This window comes from Chelatococcus asaccharovorans, from assembly GCF_003201475.1.
In the GTDB taxonomy this organism is placed as follows: domain Bacteria; phylum Pseudomonadota; class Alphaproteobacteria; order Rhizobiales; family Beijerinckiaceae; genus Chelatococcus; species Chelatococcus asaccharovorans.
Map to the genome: position 1 here is coordinate 49,601 of NZ_QJJK01000017.1, position 19,308 is coordinate 68,908.

19 protein-coding genes are annotated in these 19,308 nt (G+C 65.3%); 10 read left to right on the forward strand and 9 right to left on the reverse strand.

Annotated elements, in window-relative coordinates; translation table 11 throughout:
• Window positions 1-9: 9 nt before the first annotated feature.
• Window positions 10-582 carry an energy transducer TonB gene (locus C7450_RS34185; RefSeq protein WP_170147510.1) on the reverse strand — a complete coding sequence of 191 codons (573 nt, stop codon included), beginning with the start codon at window positions 580-582 and terminating at the stop codon, window positions 10-12.
• A 325-nt stretch (window positions 583-907) separates the two neighbouring features.
• Between C7450_RS34185 and C7450_RS29500 the strand changes: the two genes are divergently transcribed.
• The 4 genes from C7450_RS29500 to C7450_RS29515 all read left to right on the forward strand — a co-directional run bounded on the left by C7450_RS29500 (window position 908) and on the right by C7450_RS29515 (window position 4,492).
• The gene (locus C7450_RS29500; RefSeq protein WP_110378079.1) at window positions 908-1,480 is read left to right on the forward strand and encodes a GNAT family N-acetyltransferase; all 573 of its coding nucleotides are present in this window, start codon (window positions 908-910) and stop codon (window positions 1,478-1,480) included.
• Between the two features lie 12 nt (window positions 1,481-1,492).
• Window positions 1,493-2,317, forward strand: a complete 825-nt coding sequence (locus tag C7450_RS29505; protein ID WP_110378080.1) for an LOG family protein — start codon at window positions 1,493-1,495, stop codon at window positions 2,315-2,317.
• Window positions 2,318-2,609: 292 nt separating this feature from the next.
• Window positions 2,610-3,212, forward strand: coding sequence for a Dps family protein (locus C7450_RS29510; RefSeq protein ID WP_110378081.1), 603 nt, complete (start codon window positions 2,610-2,612; stop codon window positions 3,210-3,212).
• A 290-nt stretch (window positions 3,213-3,502) separates the two neighbouring features.
• The gene (locus tag C7450_RS29515) at window positions 3,503-4,492 is read left to right on the forward strand and encodes an LLM class flavin-dependent oxidoreductase (RefSeq protein ID WP_110378082.1); all 990 of its coding nucleotides are present in this window, start codon (window positions 3,503-3,505) and stop codon (window positions 4,490-4,492) included.
• 128 nt (window positions 4,493-4,620) lie between these two features.
• Here the strand turns inward: C7450_RS29515 and C7450_RS29520 are convergent, their stop codons facing one another.
• On the reverse strand, window positions 4,621-5,364 hold the full coding sequence (locus tag C7450_RS29520; protein WP_110378083.1) for an SDR family oxidoreductase: 744 nt from the start codon (window positions 5,362-5,364) through the stop codon (window positions 4,621-4,623).
• 219 nt (window positions 5,365-5,583) lie between these two features.
• On the opposite strand from C7450_RS29520, the gene dusA reads away from it, so the two are divergent.
• Window positions 5,584-6,615, forward strand: coding sequence for a tRNA dihydrouridine(20/20a) synthase DusA (gene dusA / locus C7450_RS29525; protein WP_110378084.1), 1,032 nt, complete (start codon window positions 5,584-5,586; stop codon window positions 6,613-6,615).
• Window positions 6,616-6,807: 192 nt separating this feature from the next.
• On the opposite strand, the gene C7450_RS29530 is transcribed toward dusA, so the two are convergent.
• Both C7450_RS29530 and cobS read right to left on the reverse strand, forming a co-directional pair.
• Window positions 6,808-7,503 (reverse strand): retropepsin-like aspartic protease family protein, encoded by a 696-nt coding sequence (locus C7450_RS29530; RefSeq protein ID WP_170147511.1) that lies wholly within the window; start codon window positions 7,501-7,503, stop codon window positions 6,808-6,810.
• A 48-nt stretch (window positions 7,504-7,551) separates the two neighbouring features.
• On the reverse strand, window positions 7,552-8,397 hold the full coding sequence (gene cobS, locus C7450_RS29535) for an adenosylcobinamide-GDP ribazoletransferase (RefSeq protein ID WP_110378086.1): 846 nt from the start codon (window positions 8,395-8,397) through the stop codon (window positions 7,552-7,554).
• Window positions 8,398-8,532: 135 nt separating this feature from the next.
• On the opposite strand from cobS, the gene cobT reads away from it, so the two are divergent.
• From cobT to C7450_RS29555, 4 genes are all read left to right on the forward strand, one after another.
• Window positions 8,533-9,567, forward strand: coding sequence for a nicotinate-nucleotide--dimethylbenzimidazole phosphoribosyltransferase (gene cobT, locus C7450_RS29540; RefSeq protein WP_110378155.1), 1,035 nt, complete (start codon window positions 8,533-8,535; stop codon window positions 9,565-9,567).
• Window positions 9,568-9,710: 143 nt separating this feature from the next.
• On the forward strand, window positions 9,711-10,097 hold the full coding sequence (locus tag C7450_RS29545; protein WP_110378087.1) for a thermonuclease family protein: 387 nt from the start codon (window positions 9,711-9,713) through the stop codon (window positions 10,095-10,097).
• A gap of 288 nt (window positions 10,098-10,385) precedes the next feature.
• Entirely contained in the window at window positions 10,386-11,531 is a 1,146-nt protein-coding gene (locus C7450_RS29550; protein ID WP_110378088.1) for an Mrp/NBP35 family ATP-binding protein, read from the forward strand.
• A 189-nt stretch (window positions 11,532-11,720) separates the two neighbouring features.
• Entirely contained in the window at window positions 11,721-12,812 is a 1,092-nt protein-coding gene (locus tag C7450_RS29555; RefSeq protein ID WP_110378089.1) for a TRAP transporter substrate-binding protein, read from the forward strand.
• Window positions 12,813-13,024: 212 nt separating this feature from the next.
• Here C7450_RS29555 and C7450_RS29560 read toward each other — a convergent pair whose 3' ends face one another.
• The 3 genes from C7450_RS29560 to moaA all read right to left on the reverse strand — a co-directional run bounded on the left by C7450_RS29560 (window position 13,025) and on the right by moaA (window position 16,844).
• Complete coding sequence (locus tag C7450_RS29560; protein WP_110378090.1) at window positions 13,025-14,851, reverse strand: TRAP transporter large permease; 1,827 nt, start codon at window positions 14,849-14,851, stop codon at window positions 13,025-13,027.
• Between the two features lie 30 nt (window positions 14,852-14,881).
• On the reverse strand, window positions 14,882-15,475 hold the full coding sequence (locus C7450_RS29565; protein ID WP_110378156.1) for a TRAP transporter small permease subunit: 594 nt from the start codon (window positions 15,473-15,475) through the stop codon (window positions 14,882-14,884).
• A gap of 340 nt (window positions 15,476-15,815) precedes the next feature.
• Window positions 15,816-16,844 (reverse strand): GTP 3',8-cyclase MoaA, encoded by a 1,029-nt coding sequence (moaA, locus tag C7450_RS29570; protein WP_110378091.1) that lies wholly within the window; start codon window positions 16,842-16,844, stop codon window positions 15,816-15,818.
• A gap of 238 nt (window positions 16,845-17,082) precedes the next feature.
• Between moaA and C7450_RS29575 the strand changes: the two genes are divergently transcribed.
• Window positions 17,083-17,469 (forward strand): gamma-butyrobetaine hydroxylase family protein, encoded by a 387-nt coding sequence (locus tag C7450_RS29575; protein WP_110378092.1) that lies wholly within the window; start codon window positions 17,083-17,085, stop codon window positions 17,467-17,469.
• A 145-nt stretch (window positions 17,470-17,614) separates the two neighbouring features.
• Here the strand turns inward: C7450_RS29575 and C7450_RS29580 are convergent, their stop codons facing one another.
• Together C7450_RS29580 and C7450_RS29585 are read right to left on the reverse strand one after the other, a co-directional pair.
• The gene (locus C7450_RS29580) at window positions 17,615-18,193 is read right to left on the reverse strand and encodes a L,D-transpeptidase family protein (protein WP_110378093.1); all 579 of its coding nucleotides are present in this window, start codon (window positions 18,191-18,193) and stop codon (window positions 17,615-17,617) included.
• 324 nt (window positions 18,194-18,517) lie between these two features.
• Window positions 18,518-18,991, reverse strand: coding sequence for a hypothetical protein (locus C7450_RS29585; RefSeq protein WP_110378094.1), 474 nt, complete (start codon window positions 18,989-18,991; stop codon window positions 18,518-18,520).
• Window positions 18,992-19,308: the final 317 nt, after the last annotated feature.

Genomic DNA, 19,308 nt, shown 5'->3' on the forward strand with positions numbered 1-19,308 from the left:
GGGACCTGCCTACCGGGGCGGCGGCAGGGTCAGCGAGGGCGGAGCCTGCAATCCCTGCCGATCGGACGGTTGCCGCTGCTGTGGTGCGGGACTTTCCGTCGCCGTGCGGCGCGGGGCAGCACGTTCAGTCTGCTGGGAGCGGGGAGCCCGCGGCTTGGCCTGCGCCGGCGCCTTCGCGGCCGGTTTTCCGGGCGCGGAAGCGGGCTCGGGGTCCTTCAGCCGGAAATCGATGGGCAGGCTCACGGTCGCCCCAACGGGTTGGCCGCCCCGGGTTGCCGGCGAAAAGCGCCAGCGGCTGACCGCGCGCACCGCCGCCTCGTCGAGCAGGGCGACGTTGCTGCTGCGCGCAATGCCGATCTGTCGCGGAACGCCGCCGGCATCCACCCTGATCTGCAGCAGAACCATGCCTTGCTCGCCGGTGCGACGCAAAGCCTCCGGATAGACCGGCCAGTTCTTCATCACGTCGCTGGGATTGGGACGCGGCGGTATGACAGGCGCGACCGCCGCCGATGCAGCCACCGCCCCGGGCTGTGATTGCTGTGCCCGGACGCCGGTGCCGGTCACAGCCGAAAGGCCGAACACGAGCAATCCGACAAGGATGTGGGATGCTTGATAAGGTATCATAAGCGCAGGGATATACCGATTGCCGGCGCAGGTCGAGTGCACTGATGTAGAATTCCTAGAAGTCGACCCCGTCGGCCAGCTAATATTACAGTTTACATGATGTTTTATTAAATAGAACAATTTTAAACTGCTATCAGAGCTGTCGACGCTGGAGGTTGCGTCTGGCGCGCCTCGGGTTGGTATGCTTTCACACCATAGGATGACGCGCCTGCGGCGAAACCGCCGCTTGCCGTGAGGGCAAAAAGGGCGTTTTTCGATGGCGTCGAGATAGGAGCCTATGCGGATGGAAAGTCGAGGCGTGACGCGTGAAGGTAAGGCAGAGGCACTGAGCGTCCGGGACGCTGAGGACGCCGACATGGCCGTCGTGCAGGCCATTTATGAGCATCATGTGCTCCACGGGCTCGCGACGTTCGAGGAGGTCCCACCCGATGTCGCGGAAATGGCCCGGCGGCGGCAGGAGGTCCTGAAGGTCGGTTTGCCCTATCTCGTCGCCGAACTGGGCGGGGAGGTGGTGGGCTACAGCTATGCGACGACCTATCGTCCGCGTGCCGCCTATCGTTTCACGGTCGAGGATTCGATCTATGTCCGCGACGGGCTCGCCGGCAGGGGTATCGGCCGTGCGCTTCTGCGCGAACTGATCACGCGCTGCGAGGCTGGTCCCTGGCGGCAGATGCTGGCGGTGATCGGTGATTCCCGCAATGCAGGCTCCGTCGGGTTGCACCGCAGTCTTGGATTTTCGTTCATCGGGACATTGCCCGCCGTCGGTTTCAAATTCGGCGGCTGGGTCGATACCGTACTCATGCAGCGTGCGCTTGGCGAAGGCCAGACGACCTTGCCCCAGACGATTCACCGCTGACCTTTGGATATCATGGCCATTCCCCCGTCCACGCCCACTCCCGCCACGCCCACTCCCGCCGAGCCCACGCCCGCGGCCCCCAATGCCGCCCAGGCGGCCTCACCGTCCTATCGCCTGCCGGCACTCGATCAGGACTTCCTGCTCGGTGATTCCATGCGCGGGGTGCGCTTCCTGCTGGAATATGCCAAGGCCGAGGAAGCGCTGCGTGCCTGGGGCGTCCGCTCGACGATCGTCGTGTTCGGCAGCGCGCGCGTGGACGAGAACGGCGGCGGGCGCCATCCCAACTGGTATGCCGCGGCGCGTGAATTCGGCCGGATCGCATCCCTGCGCGGTGGCGCGCTCTGCCCGAATGGCAACGAGCGGGACAATGTCATCGCGACAGGCGGCGGCCCCGGTATCATGGAGGCCGCCAATCGCGGCGCGCTTGACGCCGGTGCGCCCTCGATCGGCTTCAACATCACATTGCCGCGCGAGCAGGAGCCCAACGCCTATTCGACGCCCGATCTCACCTTCCGTTTCCACTATTTCGCGATGCGCAAGATGCATCTGGCGATGCGCGCGAACGGGCTCGTCGTGTTTCCCGGCGGCTTCGGCACACTTGACGAACTCTTCGAGATCCTGACGTTGCGCCAGACGCACAAGGCGCCTCCCGTGCCTATCGTGCTCTACGATCCGCACTATTGGAAATCCGTCATCAACTTCCAGACGATGGTGGACGAGGGCACCATCAGCGCGGCGGATTGTGAATTGTTCGGTTTCGCGGAAACGGCGGAAGGGGCGTGGTCCGAGTTGCTGCGGCTGGGCTTGGATGTCGTCACCGCCGCGCGCCAAGGTTGAAAGCGCGTTCTCGCTATTGGCTGACATCAGGCACAGCTCTGACGACATTAAGCATTTTCGGACTTCGCTGCCGATTGCGCTGACCGGCAGCTTCGTCTGTGGTAGAACAGCACCGGTCGAAGCAAGATCTGTCGCCGTTCTACCTCGCTGACCTGAAATCGCGTGTCCTGACCTATCGCCCGTCCTGGCGGATCTTGATGCTTTGGCTGTCCCTATGCTGCAGGCGCCCATGTGCCTGCGGGGCAGATCTATGTCGATGGGTCGCGATGCGATACCGAGAAGGAGCCGTCCAATGGCCCGAGCAACTGCGAAAACCTCCACGAGAGCATCAGAAAAGACATCCGCCAAGCCGAAGAGCAAACAGGCGGCCGCGCGGAGCGATAACACTGCCGAGGCCCCTGGGCTGCATACGCCGACAGACCTGACGCAGGGTGCCGTTGCGGCCATTTCAGACGTGCTCAATGCTGTTCTCGCGGATGCCTTTGCGCTTTACTTGAAGACCAAGAATTTCCATTGGCATGTCAGCGGTCCGCATTTCCGCGACTATCATCTTCTGTTCGATGATCAGGGTGCGGACATCATCGGCGTGACCGACGACGTCGCCGAACGCGTACGCAAGATCGGTGGCACAACACTGCGGTCCATCGGCCATATCGCGAAGCTGCAGAGCATCGCCGATAACGACGCGCCTTTCGTCTCGGCCGCCGACATGCTGCGCGAGCTCGTGGCCGACAACAAGGCGATGGTCAAGACGCTGCGCAAGGCCCATGACGTCGCCGACGAATACAAGGATGTGGCGACCGCGAGCCTGCTCGAAAACATCATCGACGCGACCGAGAAGCGCGTGTGGTTCCTCTTCGAGGCGAGCCGGTCGGGCGACAGCAGCGGCCACTGACCGCCGCGCGCCGTCATTCCGGGAGCCACGCATCAGCAAGGCGCCCGGACTGGCGCGGTCGTTGCCCGCTGAACCTATCCACCCCCGGCAAAAACCGTCGCCCCACAGCGGCCCATAGGGGGCCCGGCCAGGCGCACCTGGTCGGGCGTCGCGGCCGGGCGTTGCATCCACGGCATGGATCGAGCGCGAGCTCTGCGCTTGCGCCGGGCATCTCTGCGCTTGCGCATGGCGCCTGAGCGTACCACCTCATCCCCATCTGACGCATGACGGTTCATGCTGGGAGTTGGGCCATGCCGGTATTCTCTGTCCTTGATCTCGCGCCTGTGACGGAGGGCTCGTCTCCCGCCGAAGCGCTGCATCATTCTCTCGATCTGGCGCAGCATGCGGAGCGTTGGGGTTACAAGCGCTTCTGGCTCGCCGAGCATCACAACATGACCGGTATCGCCAGCGCCGCGACGTCGGTCGTCATCGGCTATATCGCGGGTGGAACGAAGAGCATCCGTGTCGGCGCCGGCGGCATCATGCTGCCGAACCATTCGCCTCTGGTGATCGCCGAGCAGTTCGGTACCCTCGAGACGCTCTATCCCGGCCGCATCGACCTCGGCCTCGGCCGCGCGCCCGGCACGGACCAGCGCACGCTGCGCGCCCTGCGCCGCGATTATTCCTCCGCCGAGAACTTCCCGCAGGACGTGCTGGAGCTGCAGGCCCTTCTCGGCCCGCTGCAGCCGGGGCAGGTCGTGCAGGCGGTCCCCGGCACGGGGCTGAACGTGCCCCTGTGGATCCTCGGATCCAGCCTGTTCGGTGCACAGCTCGCGGCCATGCTCGGGCTGCCCTATGGCTTTGCCTCGCATTTCGCCCCGGATGCCTTGATGGATGCGCTCGCCGTCTACCGCGAGCGCTATGAGCCCTCGGCGCGCAACCCGAAGCCCTATGCGATGGTCGGGGCCAATGTCTTCGCCGCGGAGACCGACGCGGAGGCGCGCAGGCTGTTCACCTCGGCCCAGCAGCGTTTCGCGGATATCTTCCGTGGCACGCGTGGCCTGTTGCCGCCGCCGATCGACGACATCGAGGCCTATTGGAGCCCGAGCGAGAAGGTTCAGGCCTCGCGCATGCTCGCCTGTTCCTTCGTCGGCTCGCGGGAAACGGTGCGCCGGGCGCTGGGCGAATTCATCGAGAAGACCCGCGCCGATGAGGTCATGGTCTCCGGCATGATCTACGATCACGGCGCGCGGCTGAAGTCCTACGAGATGCTGGCGGAGATCGCGCGCGAGCTGGCGTGAGTCGTCCGCCGCTGCATCAGCTCAGGCGTGCAAGTTCGGCCGACGCCTGCGGTCGAAGTCCACTTTGCGAGAAAGGGGCGAAGATGTCGCCCCCTTCCGTGCTGGTGAGGTGGCTCACGCGCGGACCGTCAGGCCGTCCAGCCGCCGTCGATCACGTGGATCTGTCCGGTCGTATAGGCCGCCTCGTCGCTCGCGAGATAAAGCACCAGCGCGGCGATTTCCTCCGGCTTGCCGATGCGTCCGATCGGCTGGCGGGCGATGAAGGCCTTGCGCGCGGCCTCGTAGTCGCCCTGGGCGCGCAGGCGGTCGTCGAGGGACGGAGACTGCACCGTGCCGGGGCAGATCGCGTTGCAGCGGATGCCGCGCGAAACGTAGTCCGCCGCAACGGATTTCGTGAGCCCGATGGTGCCGGCCTTGGAGGCGCTGTAGGCGAAGCGGTTGGGCACGCCCTTCACGCTGGAGGCAACCGACGACATGTTGATGATGGAGCCGCCGCCCTTCTCCAGCATGGCCGGCAGATAGGCGCGGATGGTGCGATAGGCGGCCGTCACGTTGAGCTGGAGGGCGAAGGCGAGGTCCTCGGGCGGGCATTCCAGGATCGTGCCGTTGTGCACGACGCCGGCGCAGTTGAAGAGAATGTCGATCGGCCCCGTGCGTTCGGTCGCGCGCTGTACGTCGGCATCGTCAAGAACGTTGAGCCGGAAAGGCTCGATGCCCGCGTGGGCCTCCTTGAGCGCGGCGAAGGTCGATTCGTTGATGTCGGTGGCGAAGACTTTGGCACCTGCTTCGGCCAATGCCACTGCCGAAGCAAAGCCGATGCCCTGACCTGCCGCCGTGATCAGCGCGGTCTTGCCGGTGAGATCGAACGCCATACCAACTCACTCCTTGTCTGCCGGCTCAACGCTGCCGGGGTCTATGCTGCATGTTCCGGGTGCTATTTAGAGCATCACGATGCGCGATGGATACCGGTTTTCAGGGGAAGTGGCCATTTCGGCTGCAAGGTCGCCCGCCAAATGCGAAGGCGGCGGCCCGCATGGCGATCACCACGATCCTTTGCTATAAGGCGCCCATCCGAACACCGTTTTGAGATAATGAAGCCTTATCGCGCTGCCCCTTTCGCCGTTGCCCCCCTGATGGACTGGACGGACCGGCACTGCCGGTTCTTCCATCGCATCCTGACGCGCCGCGCGCTCCTCTATACGGAGATGGTCACCACCGGCGCCGTCATCCATGGCGATCGCCAACGGCTACTCGGCTTCAGCCGGGAGGAGCATCCGGCTGCCCTGCAGCTCGGCGGCAGCGATCCGGCGGACCTGGCCGAGGCGGCGCGCATCGGCGCGGACTTCGGCTATGACGAGATCAATCTGAATGTCGGCTGCCCCTCGGACCGGGTGCAGAACGGCCGCTTCGGCGCCTGCCTCATGCGCGAGCCCGCCCTCGTGGCGGATTGCGTGGCTGCAATGAAGGCGGCCGTCGCGATCCCCGTGACCGTCAAATGCCGCATCGGCGTCGATGATCAGGACCCGGAGGAGGCGCTCGACACCCTGACCCGCGGCCTCGTGGCGGCCGGCGTCGACGGGCTCGTCGTGCACGCGCGCAAGGCGTGGTTGCAGGGATTGTCGCCCAAGGAGAACCGGGAGGTGCCGCCTCTCGACTACGGGCGCGTCCATCGGCTCAAGCGGGCCTGGCCCGATCTGCCGATCGTCCTCAACGGCGGCCTCGCCGATGTGGCGGCCGGCCTTGCCGCCATGAACGGGGAGGGGGTCACGCTCGATGGCATGATGCTCGGCCGCGCGGCCTATCAGAACCCGGAAATTCTGATGGCTGTCGACCCCTTGCTCTATGGCGAGCCCGCACCGGTTGCCACCGCGGAGGAGGCGATCAACGCCTATATTCCGTATGTGGAAGCGCGCCTCGCGGAGGGCTATCGCCTTAACCAGATGACGCGACATCTGCTCGGCCTGTTTCCGGGGCGCCCGGGTGCCAGGCTCTACCGCCGGCACCTGGCGACGGAAGCGGTCAAGCCGGGCGCTGGCGTTGACGTTCTGCGCGCGGCCGTTGCTCAAGTGACAGAAGCCTCAGCGCGCCAAGCCGAGCGCGACGCGCTCGAAAGCGCCGCCTGATTGCTGCGACTGACCGACATTCAAAAATGGCGTGAGCGAAATGAGTGTCTTCCCCGGCGTCGCGCAGCGACGGGAAGGGGACCCATTGATCCTCGATACATAGTTCTGGATCCCCTTCCCGGGCTGCGGCGCAGCCCGCCGGGGATGACACGGAGCAGAGAACGGACGCGTGCTTCAGAATACCGATTGCGCTTACGTCTGCGGCCGCATGATCAGCCGGTCGCCGCGGACCTCGTAGGAGCCAAGGCGCTCCAGGAAGGTCATTCCCAGGAGGTTCTGGAACAGGCTGCCCTGGCGTGCAACGAGCGCCGGCACCCGTCGCTCGACGATCGAGCCGACCGCGAGCGTATCGATGGTGATAGCGGCCGCCATGGTCGATCCATTGGCCGTGCGCACGGGACGGTTGAAGGCCAGTTGATCGACATTGATGCCGATGCGCTTCGCGGTTTCTGTCGTCAGCACCACGACACTGGCGCCGGTATCGAGGATGAAGCGGGCCGTGCGGCCGTTGACCTCGGCCTCGACGTCGAAACTGCCGCTGCCCGATCGCACCACCGAGATTTCGCCGGCGGGCCCAGGGACAACGCGTCCCGGGGTGAGTTCGCCGAGGATGCGATGGCCGAACACGGTGATATCGTCGCGATAGCTGTAGAGGCCGACCAGGCCGACGAGTGCGATCATCCAGAAGGCCAGAGCCTGGACTGCCTGGGACCAGCGTCCCCGAAATAGGGCGACCATCGATCCGAAGATCACAATGCCGAAAGCCGACAGGCTCGCGAAACGCGCGAGCTGATCGGGCGCCATGCCGGCGATGGTCTCCTCGCCGCTGAACAGCAGGAGGAGGACGAGTGCCACGCCGATGATGGCAAGGGGAACGATCAATCGCATAGGGCCGGCCGGATCATCAGGGGTGGTTACCTCCATATAGGCCAAGATCTAGGGAGACATCGCCAGGATACCAAAAAAAAAGGCCATCTCGGCGGCCTGCTGGGCGGCGCCTGCGATGTCGCCGGTGTGTCCGCCGAGCTTCGTCCGGGCCAGGCGGGTTATGCCCCAGGCCGCGGCGATGGCGGCGAGCGCGCCGACCGCCGCGGGGCCGATGGCGAGACCGGCGACGAGCCGTGCGACGATGATCAGGGCGAGGCACAGCAGCGCGGCGACGCTGAGCGCCGTCGCGTCGGGTCGGCCGGCGCGGGCGCCGGCGCCCGCGGGACGCGCGGGCGGCAGGACGGCGAGCGGCAGCAGCCCCGCCGTACGCGAGACTGCTGCGGCCACGACGATGGCTGCCACAACGGCGAGGGGTGGCATGCGGCTCGCAAACTCGGCGAGCAGCGCGACGCGGAGCAGGAGGCCGAGGCACAGCGCGGCCGCGCCGAAGGCACCGATGCGGCTGTCGCGCATGATCTCCAGCCGGCGTTCGCGCGTCCGGCCGCCGAACAGACCGTCCGCGGTATCGCTCCAGCCATCCTCGTGCAGCGCACCCGTGATCGCCGTCAGGGCAGCCACCGCGAGCACGGCGGAGGGCAGGGCCCCGATGCCGAGGGAAAGCCCTGCTGCCATAACGAGCCCACCGCAGAGGCCGAGGACGGCACCGGCGAGGGGCAGGGCCCGGATCATGACGCCGAAATCCGGCGGGGCCTTGCCGCCGTCGGGGAGCCAGCCTTGCGGCACCGGCAGGCGGGAGTAGAAGGCGAGGCAGGCCGCCGCGTCGGCGGCGAGACCGCGCCACCCCCCTGGCGCGGCGATGCGGCGCGCGCCTCGATCGTCATTGGACCCTGTCATCGGCTTCACTCGCGGCTCTGCGACCGGTATAGCTCTCCGGAAGAGGCCTTAGAGCATGTTCCGCGCCCTCAGGCGAGCCTGGCTCGCGCGATGGAAGGCATGCTTCGTACCGCCGGGCCGAGGAGCATGGGTGTCATGGATATGTCGGCTTCGGGCCTGCCTTTCGACGATGTGCGGCGTCTCATTCCCATGATGCCGGGGCCTGACGAGGAAGCGGTGGCGATCGTCAAGGCGCGCGATCAGGACCTGACCAAGCCGGCCGGCTCGCTGGGCCGTCTGGAAGACATCGTCGAGTGGGTCGCGGCCTGGCAGGGCAAGGGCCAGCCGGACATCCGCCGGCCCGTCGTCTGCGTCTTCGCCGGCAATCACGGGGTCGTCAAACACGGCGTATCGCCCTATCCGCAGAGCGTGACGCGCCAGATGCTGGAGAACTTCGCGGCCGGCGGCGCGGCCATCAACCAGATCTGTGCGGCCTATGACCTTGGCTTCAAGGTGTTCGATCTGGCGCTCGACCTGCCGACCGGCGATTTCACCGAGGAGGCGGCGCTCGACGAGAAGTCCTGCGTGGCGACGATGGCCTTCGGCATGGAGGCGATCGCCGGCGGCGCCGATCTCCTCTGCCTCGGCGAGATGGGCATCGGCAATACGACGAGCGCGGCAGCCATTTTTGCGGCGCTCTATGGGGGCCCCGTCGGCAAATGGGTCGGCCGCGGCACGGGGATCGACGATGCCGGCCTCGCCCGCAAGCGCGCCGTCGTGGAACAGGCGCTGGCCACCCATGCCGGGCATCTCGACGATCCGCTGGAGGTGTTGCGCCGGCTCGGCGGGCGCGAGGTGGCGGCGATCGCCGGCGCCATTCTGGCGGCGCGGCTGCAGCGAATCCCGGTGATCCTCGACGGCTATGTCGTCTGTGCCGCTGCGGCGGTGCTGAAAGCCCTGGATCCGGGCGCGCTCGACCATTGCCTCGCCGGCCACCGCTCGGCGGAAGGGGCGCACGGCGAGGTGCTCGAGCGTCTCGGCCTCGAGCCGGTGCTCGATCTCGGGATGCGGCTCGGCGAGGGCACAGGTGCGGCGCTCGCGGCGGGGATCGTCAAGGCGGCCGTCGCGACCCACAACGGCATGGCGACCTTTGCCCAGGCGGCCGTCTCGCAGCGGCCGGACGCGTCCTGATCGCGCGGTCCCGCCGCCTGCCTCACGCCGTTGGCGGCGGCAGCCGGAGAGCGCCTGGCCACTGGCGGCTTGTTTCCCTGGCCGCTTTGCTCGGCCTAGTCGCCGTGGGCTACTGGCAGCAGAGCGGTGAAACGGTCACAGGCATGGCCCGCGCAATCGATGGTGATTCGCTGCGCCTCGGCCAGCGCGAGCTGAGGCTCGCCGGCATCGATGCCCCGGAGCTCCACCAGACCTGCCAGCATGACGACGGCATCTATCCCTGCGGCCGCGAGGCCCGCGGCTATCTCGACAGCATATTGGCGCGCGCGCCGGTGACCTGCACCATGCGGGAAAAGGACCGCTATGGTCGGGACTTGGCGCTTTGCCGGCAGGGTGACATCGACCTCAATGCCGCCCTCGTCCGCGCGGGGCAGGCCGTTGCTTATGGCCGGTTCGACGCGGAGGAGCGTCAGGCGCGCGCCGGCCGGCGCGGTGTCTGGTCGGGGCGCTTCGAGCGCCCGGCGGAGTGGCGACGCGCGCATCCGCGTTGAGGTCAGCGCAGCTATGTGTTTTTTCACACAGTCAAGAGCGGGTTGTTAATCTACTCTACCTATATAGACGACTTCCGAGACCCTGGACTTCCAGCGCGGTTCCTGACCCCAGGAGCCGCGTTTCTTTTTTGGCGTCCCGGTCATTGGTCCGGGCGCACGGTTGACCTTGCCCCCATCGCGGCTCATATCCCGATCCGTTGACATGTCGGATAGGGTGCAAGGCCATAGCCGGCGAGAGGGGCTCCCACATCGGATGCCCGCGGCGCTGGGCCTTGGAGCGAGGGTAGAATGATCACGAGAGATGCAGTCATTGCGCGCCTCAACACCATTGCCGGGCCCGATGGCGCCACGCCGCTCGGTCGTTCCCCCGCCTTGTCCGAAGTGGTGATCGCCGGCGCCAAGGTCTATTTCTCCATCGCCATCGATCCTGCGCGCTCCCAGGAGCTGGAGCCGCTGCGCAACCGCGCCGAGGGGCTCGTGCGCGAGATGCCGGGCGTCGACAGCGTCATCGTGACCTTGACGGCGGAGGCGGCTCCCGCGTCCTCGGGAGCCGCACGCGCTTCCGCGCGCCCGGCTGCCCCCGCCGGGGAGCGCCCGCTCGGGCCGAAAGCCGCGTCGCAGACGAAGGCGGGTGTCCCCGGCGTTACGCATATCGTGGCAGTGGCCAGCGGCAAGGGCGGCGTCGGCAAATCCACGGTTGCCTGCAACCTCGCCCTCGCGCTGGCGAAGCAGGGGCTTCGCGTCGGGCTGCTCGACGCCGATATCTACGGCCCGTCGATGCCGAAGCTGCTCGCTCTCTCGGGCAAGCCCGAGGTCATCCCCGGCCGGCGTATCTTGCGGCCTCTCGTTGCGCATGGGCTCAAGGTGATGTCGATCGGGTTTCTCGTCGACGAGCAGGCCGCGATGATCTGGCGTGGGCCCATGGTGATGTCCGCCATCCAGCAGATGCTGCGGGAAGTGGAGTGGGGCGAACTCGACATCTTGATCGTCGACATGCCGCCCGGCACGGGTGACGCGCAATTGACGATGGCGCAGAACGCGGCGCTGGCCGGCGCCGTGATCGTCTCGACGCCCCAGGACCTGGCCTTGATCGATGCGCGGCGCGGGGTCGCCATGTTCCGCCGGGTCGAGGTGCCCATCCTCGGCGTCGTCGAGAACATGTCGAGCTTCATCTGCCCGCATTGCGGCGGCCGCTCCGACATCTTCGGCCACGGCGGCGCGCGCGATGAGGCGCGCGCCATGGACGTGCCCTTCCTGGGCGAGGTGCCGCTGACGATGGCGCTGCGTGAGGCCTCCGACCAGGGCGAGCCCATCGTGGTCCGCGACCCCCATGGCCCCGAGGCGAGTGTTTTCATGGATATGGCCGCGCAACTTGCCGGTGTTCTCGGGGGTACCCCGCGCCTGCGCCCCGCGCCGCGGATCGTGATCGAATAACCGGGTCGGCGACGCCGGCTTTCGACCGCCGCGGATGTGGTGCTTTTTTGCGCCACGTTCGACGAATGGACAAGCTTCCGGGCGCTTGAGACTGTTGCGGTCTCCAGCGGAATATGGCTCTGTTGCTCCATACAAGCGCCACCTTTTCAAGCAGGTATTGGCGTCCGTTTAAGCGGGAGGATGAAGAGAATGAAGCGTCGTCAGTTTCTAGCGAGCTCGGGTCTCGCCGTCGCAGGTGGTGCGGCCCTTGCGGCGCCGGCCATCGCGCAGTCCGCGCCAGAGATCAAATGGCGTCTGGCATCGAGCTTTCCGAAGTCACTTGATACGATCTACGCGGGCGCTGAAGTGCTCGCCAAGCAAGTCGCCGAGCTGACGGATAACAAGTTCCAGATCCAGGTTTTCGCGGCCGGAGAGATCGTGCCCGGCCTGCAGGCGCTCGACGCCACGCAGAACGGCACCGTGGAGATGTGCCACACCTGTTCCTACTACTATGTGGGCAAGGATCCGACCTTCGCGATCGGCACGGCCGTGCCCTTCGGCCTCAATGCGCGCATGCAGAACTCCTGGCTGTTCGAGGGCGGCGGCAACGAGCTGCTCAATGAGTTCTACAAGAAATACAACGTGTTCGGCATGCCCGCGGGCAATACCGGCACACAGATGGGCGGCTGGTTCCGCAAGGAGGTCAAGACGGTCGCCGATCTCTCCGGCCTCAAGATGCGTATCGCCGGCCTTGCCGGGCAGGTCCTGCAGAAACTCGGCGTCGTGCCGCAGCAGATAGCCGGCGGCGATATCTATCCGGCCCTCGAGAAGGGCACGATCGACGCCGCCGAATGGGTCGGCCCCTATGACGACGAGAAGCTCGGCTTCAACAAGGTCGCGCCGTACTACTATTACCCGGGCTGGTGGGAAGGTGGCCCGACCATCCACGCCATGGTCAATCTCGACAAGTGGAATGAGCTGCCGAAGCCGTACCAGGCGGCGCTGATCAATGCGGCCGCCTACGCCAACACCATCATGCTGGCGCGCTATGACAAGCTCAATCCGCCCGCCATCAAGCGTCTCGTCGGCGCCGGCACGCAGCTCAAGCCCTATCCGCAGGACGTCATGGAAGCCGCACTCAAGGCGACCAATGAGCTCTATGCGGAGATCAGTGCCAAGAATCCGGATTTCAAAAAGGTCATCGATGCGATGATCGCCTATCGCAATGAGGAATACCTCTGGTGGCAGGTGGCGGAATACACCTATGACAACTTCATGATCCGCGCCCGCGCCCGCGGATAAGCTTTGTCTCGCAGGGGTTAAGGGGGCGGTCATCCGAAGGGGTGGCCGCCCTTTTCGCGTCCAAGGCCCCGATCCAAGCCCCCGATCCAAGGACCCCTTCCAATGCCCCGTGGCGCTGCCACACGGCAGACCGGCGGCGCCTTGGCGGAGGGCCCGATCAAGAACAAGGCCCCGGAGATCGCTCTCCGGGGCCTTTTGTTGTTCGTGAGCCGCTATTTGAAGTTGAGCGCCGGCGGCGGCAGGTCGTTGCCCAGGCCCGGCGGCGGGGCGAGGCCTTTCAGTTGATCTTCGACCCGCTGCGGATCGACCTGCACCGCCCCATGTTTGTAGTGCATCACCATCTGCGGGAAGAAGATGATCAGCGCCACCATGATCAACTGGATAAAGACGAAGGGAACCGCGCCCCAGTAGATCTGTCCGGTCGTGATCGGCGCCGTCCGTTTCTTTGTGACTCGGTCGATATAGGCCTCTTTCGGCGCCACCGAGCGCAGGAAGAACAGCGCGAAGCCGAACGGCGGATGCATGAAGCTTGTCTGCATGTTGACCGCCAGCATCACGCCGAACCAGATCAGGTCGATGCCGAGATGGTCGGCCACCGGCGCAAGCAGTGGAATGATGATGAAGGCGAGCTCGAAGTAATCGAGGAAGAAGGCGAGGATGAAGATCAGAATGTTGACGAAGACGAGGAAGCCGACTTCGCCGCCGGGTAGTGCAAGCAGCAGTTCTTCCACCCACTTGTGCCCGTCGACACCATAGAAGGTGAGCGAGAAGACGCGGGCGCCAATGAGAATGAAGATGACGAAAGCGGACAGTTTCGCAGTCGACTCCGTCGCCTGCTTGAGAAGTCCGAAATTGAGGCGCTTGCGCGCGAAGGCGAGTATCACCGCGCCCGCCGCGCCCATGGCGCCGCCCTCCGTCGGTGTCGCGACGCCGATGAAGATCGTCCCGAGGACGAGGAAGATGAGGCCGAGCGGCGGCACCATCACAAAGGTGACCTGCTCGGCGAGGCGCGAGATCAGGCGCTTGCCGGTGGAGCGCTCGATGGTCGCCGCGATGAGCGCATAGACCGTGCCGGCGATGAAGGCTTCCGTCAGGAGGGCCCAGTAGGCGTGCTCGGTACTCTTAAGCACGATATAGAGGCCGACGAGGGCCGCTGTGATGAGGAGCGTCAGGACGATGCGCTGGCTGCCGAGCAGCCTGTTGAAGAGCGCCGAGAGAAAGGCCACGATCACCGCGATCGACATGGTCAGGACGACGAAGTCGGCACCGGCGCGTACCTCGGTCTGACGCATGACGTAATAGGCGGCGAGCCCCGAGAAGGCCACCAGCGCGCCGACCTGCCAGACCCCGCGGTCGCCTCCTTCCTCCCGATGCCCGATCGCATCCGCGGGCAAGCCGGGTGCGCTGTTCGGATAAATCATGGACATGAGCCAGATATATCCCGCATAGAGAAGGGACAGGATCAGGCCGGGCAGGAAGGCGCCTTCATACATATCGCCGACGGAACGGCCGAGCTGATCGGCCATGACGATCAGCACCAAAGACGGCGGGATGATCTGGGCGAGCGTGCCTGATGCGGCAATGACGCCACTGGCGAGCCGCCTGTCGTAGCCGTAGCGCAACATGATGGGCAGCGAGATCAGGCCCATCGAAATCACCGAGGCCGCGACCACGCCTGTCGTTGCAGCAAGGAGGGCTCCGACGAACACGACGGCGTAGGCCAGGCCGCCACGCACGGGACCGAACAACTGGCCGATCGTGTCGAGCAGATCCTCGGCCATGCCCGATCGTTCGAGCACAAGCCCCATGAAGGTGAAGAAGGGAATCGCCAGCAGCACCTCGTTGTTCATGGTGCCGTAGATGCGCTCCGGCAGCGCCTGCAGGAAGTTGGGGTTGAACAGCCCAAGCTCGATGCCGACGAAACCGAAGATCAGGCCGTTAGCGGCCAGCGCGAAGGCCGCGGGATAGCCGAGCAGCAGAAGGACAACCAGCGCCGCGAACATGATCGGCGCCATATTGTGGATGATGAAGGCGGTCATCAGGCGGTCTCCGCAGCGCGAGGGCGTCGATCAGGGGCGCGATACATTCGGGTCGATGGTCTCGAGAAGGCGTTCGACCTCGGCTTCCGCCTGACCGGCACCGCCGGCGTGAGGATCGTCAATGTCGCCGCGCATGATGGCGATGCGCTTGATCAGTTCCGAAATCGCCTGGAAGAACAGGAGGATGAAGCCGATCAGGATCAGGAACTTGGCCGGCCACTGGGGCAGCCCGCCGGCACTCGACGATTGCTCGTTGATCAGCCAGGAGCGCTCGGCGAAGGGGGCGCTCGTCACGATCATGACGATCGTGAAGGGCAGGAGAAAGAAGACATGGCCGATGATGTCGATCCAGTCACGGACCCGTTTCGACAGCTGGCTGTTCACGATGTCGATCCGGATATGCTCGTTGGCGATCAGTGTCCAAGGCGCGCACATGAGAAACACGACGCCGAAGAGAACCCACTGCAGCTCAAGCCACGCATTCGATGAGGTATCGAAGACCTTGCGCACGATGGCGTTGAGGGCGGATACGACGATTGCCGCCAGGATGAGCCAGGCGCACCACTTGCCGATGCGCGTGTTGATGGCGTCAATGATCCGGCTGATGGCCAGAAGTAAGGACACGTCCACCTCCCCTCGAAAGAGTTTATTCTTGGACCGCGATAACTCTTAAAGTGATGCTGGCATGGCGAGCGCTGTCGCTGCAATGGCTCCGCGCGACAGTCTCGCCTGTGACGGCGCTCATCCGGGCATGCGAGACGCGTTGCAGGAAGCGCAACTGATCCTGCGTCGATTGAGAATGATACGAAATTCCAATGCCATACAGGTGCAATCCGGTGACCAGAGTTCGTGCGTAGTCTTTTGCCGGCCTGCAGACAAGCCGCGGGGCAGCCTCAGTTAAGGCGAATAGCGCATCCGAAGCCTATGGACTCGCTAGACTTTGGTCGTAAAGGGAGACTTGTGCCTATCCGCCGGTCACACTCATATGGCGACCGACGGCCGGCCGGGCTTGTCGCCGGTCAATGACGAAATCGTGGCCCTTCGGTTTACGCGTGATCGCCTCGGCAATCGCCTGCTCAAGCAGAGCGTCGCATTCGCTGGCGCGCAGCGGCCCGCGCAGGTCGGCGGCATCATCCTGGCCGAGGCACATATAGAGCGTACCCGTACAGGTGACGCGTACGCGATTGCAGCTCTCGCAGAAATTATGGGTCATCGGGGTGATGAAGCCGAGCCGTCCGCCTGTCTCGCGCAGCCTGACGTAACGCGCCGGCCCGCCCGTGCGATCATCCAGGTCTTCCAGCGTGTAGCGTTGCTTGAGCTGCGAGCGGACGAGCGACAGCGGCAGGAACTGGTCGATCCGGCCGGGCTCGATCTCGCCGAGCGGCATGACCTCGATCAGCGTGAGCTCCATGCCCAGGCCATGGGCCCACGCAATGAGATCCGGAATCTCCTGATCGTTCACGCCCTTGAGCGCGACGGTGTTGATCTTGATCGCCAAACCCGCGGCGCGCGCCGCGGCGAGCCCGTCGAGAACGCGGTCGAGATCCCCCCAGCGGGTGATGGTGCGGAACTTCGCGGGGTCGAGCGTGTCGAGGGACACGTTGATCCGCCGCACGCCGCAGGCGGCGAGCGCCTCGGCATGCCGGGCGAGCTGCGTGCCATTGGTGGTCAGCGTCAGTTCATCGAGATGCCCGGCGTCGAGATGCCGCGAGAGTGACTTGAACAGGCTGAGGATATCGCGCCGGACGAGCGGTTCGCCGCCTGTGATGCGCAGCTTGCGCACGCCGCGTCGCACGAAGGCACTGCACAGCCGGTCGAGCTCCTCAAGCGAAAGCAGATCGCGCTTCGGCAGGAAATGCATGTCTTCCGCCATGCAATAGACACAGCGCAGGTCACAGCGATCGGTCACCGACACCCGGAGATAGGTGATCGCCCGCCCGAAAGGGTCGATGAACGGCATGGCCATTCCGAGACTGTCCTGCGGCATCAACATGGTACGAACGTTAGTCGGTTGCGATACATAGCCTCTAACATGGCCTCTCCGCGGCGAGAATGCCAATCATTTGGAGGTGTCCTTGCGCATCGGTCGGCCGCGGACTGACCACGCAACACAATAGACGAGCCAATTCACCCACCTGCCCAATTCACCGACCCGCATGGTCCCGGGCGATTCCATTCCAATCGGATTTGCTCTAGAGGCTATCGGGCAGCCGAGCGAGCAGGAGGTGCCCATGGACACTGCGCAGGATCAGGCCCCTTGGCCGACGGAATTGCGTCTGTCGCCTGACAAGCGCACGCTGACGGTTGCCTTTGACGACGGCCGGACATTCGCGTTGAGCGCTGAGTATCTGAGGGTCAAGAGCCCATCGGCCGAAGTGCGCGGCCATTCGCCGAGTGAGCGCAAGACCGTGGGTGGCAAGATCGACGTCGCCATTCTGTCGATCGAGCGCATGGGGCACTATGCCGTACGCCTCGTCTTCGACGACATGCATGACACAGGGATCTACACGTGGGGATATCTCCACGAGCTCGGCGCAAAACAGACCGAAATCTGGGCGTCCTACCTCGACGAGCTCAACAGCAAGGGCCTGCGACGCGAACCGCCGGTTCGCGGCTAGCGCTCCATGTGACCGCGGGAGCGGTCGAACGGTCAACGCACCGTGAAGAAAGCCGACCGCCACAGATGCTTCCTTGGGAGCACGCGATGGCCGGTCGGCTTGCCGCAGTGAAAAGAGGGCGGGCGGAGGCCTGCCCCTTTTTGTATCAACGCTGGACGACGACGCGGGTACCGACGCGCACGCGGGAGTAGAGGTCGATGACGTCCTCGTTCATCATGCGGAAACAGCCCGAAGAGACGGCTTGGCCGATGCTGTCGGGCTCGTTGGAGCCATGGATGCGGTAGAGGGTCGAGCCGAGGTAGAGCGCGCGCGCCCCGAGCGGGTTGTCGGGACCGCCGGCCATGTGCCGCGGCAGGTCGGGACGACGCTTGAGCATCTGCGGCGGAGGCGTCCAGCCCGGCCATTCGCGCTTCTGCGTGACGGTCTTGGTTCCGCCCCAGGTGAACCCGGGACGTCCGACACCGACGCCGTAGCGGATCGCCGTTCCGCCGGGCTGCACCAGATAGAGGCGCCGCTCCGTGGTGGAAACGATGATCGTGCCCGGTCCGTGCGGGCCGTTATAGGTCACGACTTCACGCGGAATAGCCGACGCCTGCGGCCGGAAGCTCTCCGGCTGTGTGGCGAGGGGCTGCCGCGTCAGCGGGTCGATCTGGTAAGCGCTCGCGGGGGTGGCGAGAATGGCGGCACAAAAAACGCCCGCGAAAGCAGCAAGCTTCGCACTCATGTTGGCCTCGAAGTTCGACGTCGCAGGGTCTGAATCCCGCGACCGCCTGTCCTAATTTAGGTGATTATCAGGCGGCAACTTGTCTAAAGAATGCGTAAGCTGCAACAGCGATAAGCGCGATATTTCTCTCACAGCAGCGTGATCATCGCGAGCGTGTCAGGCCGGCAACAGTCCCGCATGCGTCCTGAGCTTCGGATGACGCCGCATGCCTCGGGTGCGTGCGCACGCCAGTCTGCATGCCACGGCGAGGTTGGCAGGCCTTCATCAACAGCCGGTATCGGGATGGTGTGCCGGGCGCGGGTCACGCCATCGGCAATGGCATCATCACTGCCAGGGCGGCGCCCCGGGCCGTGGCGGCCGGCCGGCCATAGGCGGCCGCGCGCCGATGGGGCCGCGCGGCCCCATTGCGGCGGGACGCGGGCCTATTCCCGGGCGACCGTAAGCACCAGGCGGGCGATAGCCCGGTCCGCGGAACCCGGGGGGCCGTCCCGGCCCGGGGCCGATATAACGCGGTCCGCGATAGCCCACAGGCGGCCCATAGGCCGGCCGGCCGGGATAGACCCGCGGCGGTCCGTAGCCGTAACGGGGGTAGTAGCGGTAGCGTGGGTAATAGCCTGCACCGTAGACCACCGGTGCGGGAGGTGGCGGATAGCCGTAGTTCACCCAGGAGCCGCTATAATAGCCGGCCCCGCCGGAATAGTAGACCGGCCCGGCGCTGCCGCCGGAGACGCAGCCCGTCAAGCCGAGCGCGCTGGCCAACAGGACAATTCCGGTCAGCGCTCCGCGAGCCAGGTTCATATCTCATCTCCCGTAGAGCACGTCCGCCTTGTGCGGATTGGCTCTGCTGAATAACTGACGAACAAATTCGTCGGCTTCGATGGTATCAGACGATTCCATCCAGGTCGGATTTGCCCGGCGAAGAGGGCCAGCTTCCACCACAGAATTGTGAAGGAAATTCGCGGCAAAAAAACGTCGCTTATACGGCGTCTCTTCGCGGATATCGCGCGCTTATGCAAGCAGGGCTTCAATTTCCGCGCGGCAACCGAGCCGATCGGCGGCCTTGAGGATGACGGGTCGGGCCGCTGTGATGTCGATGCCGTCGCGGCTATTGCGGG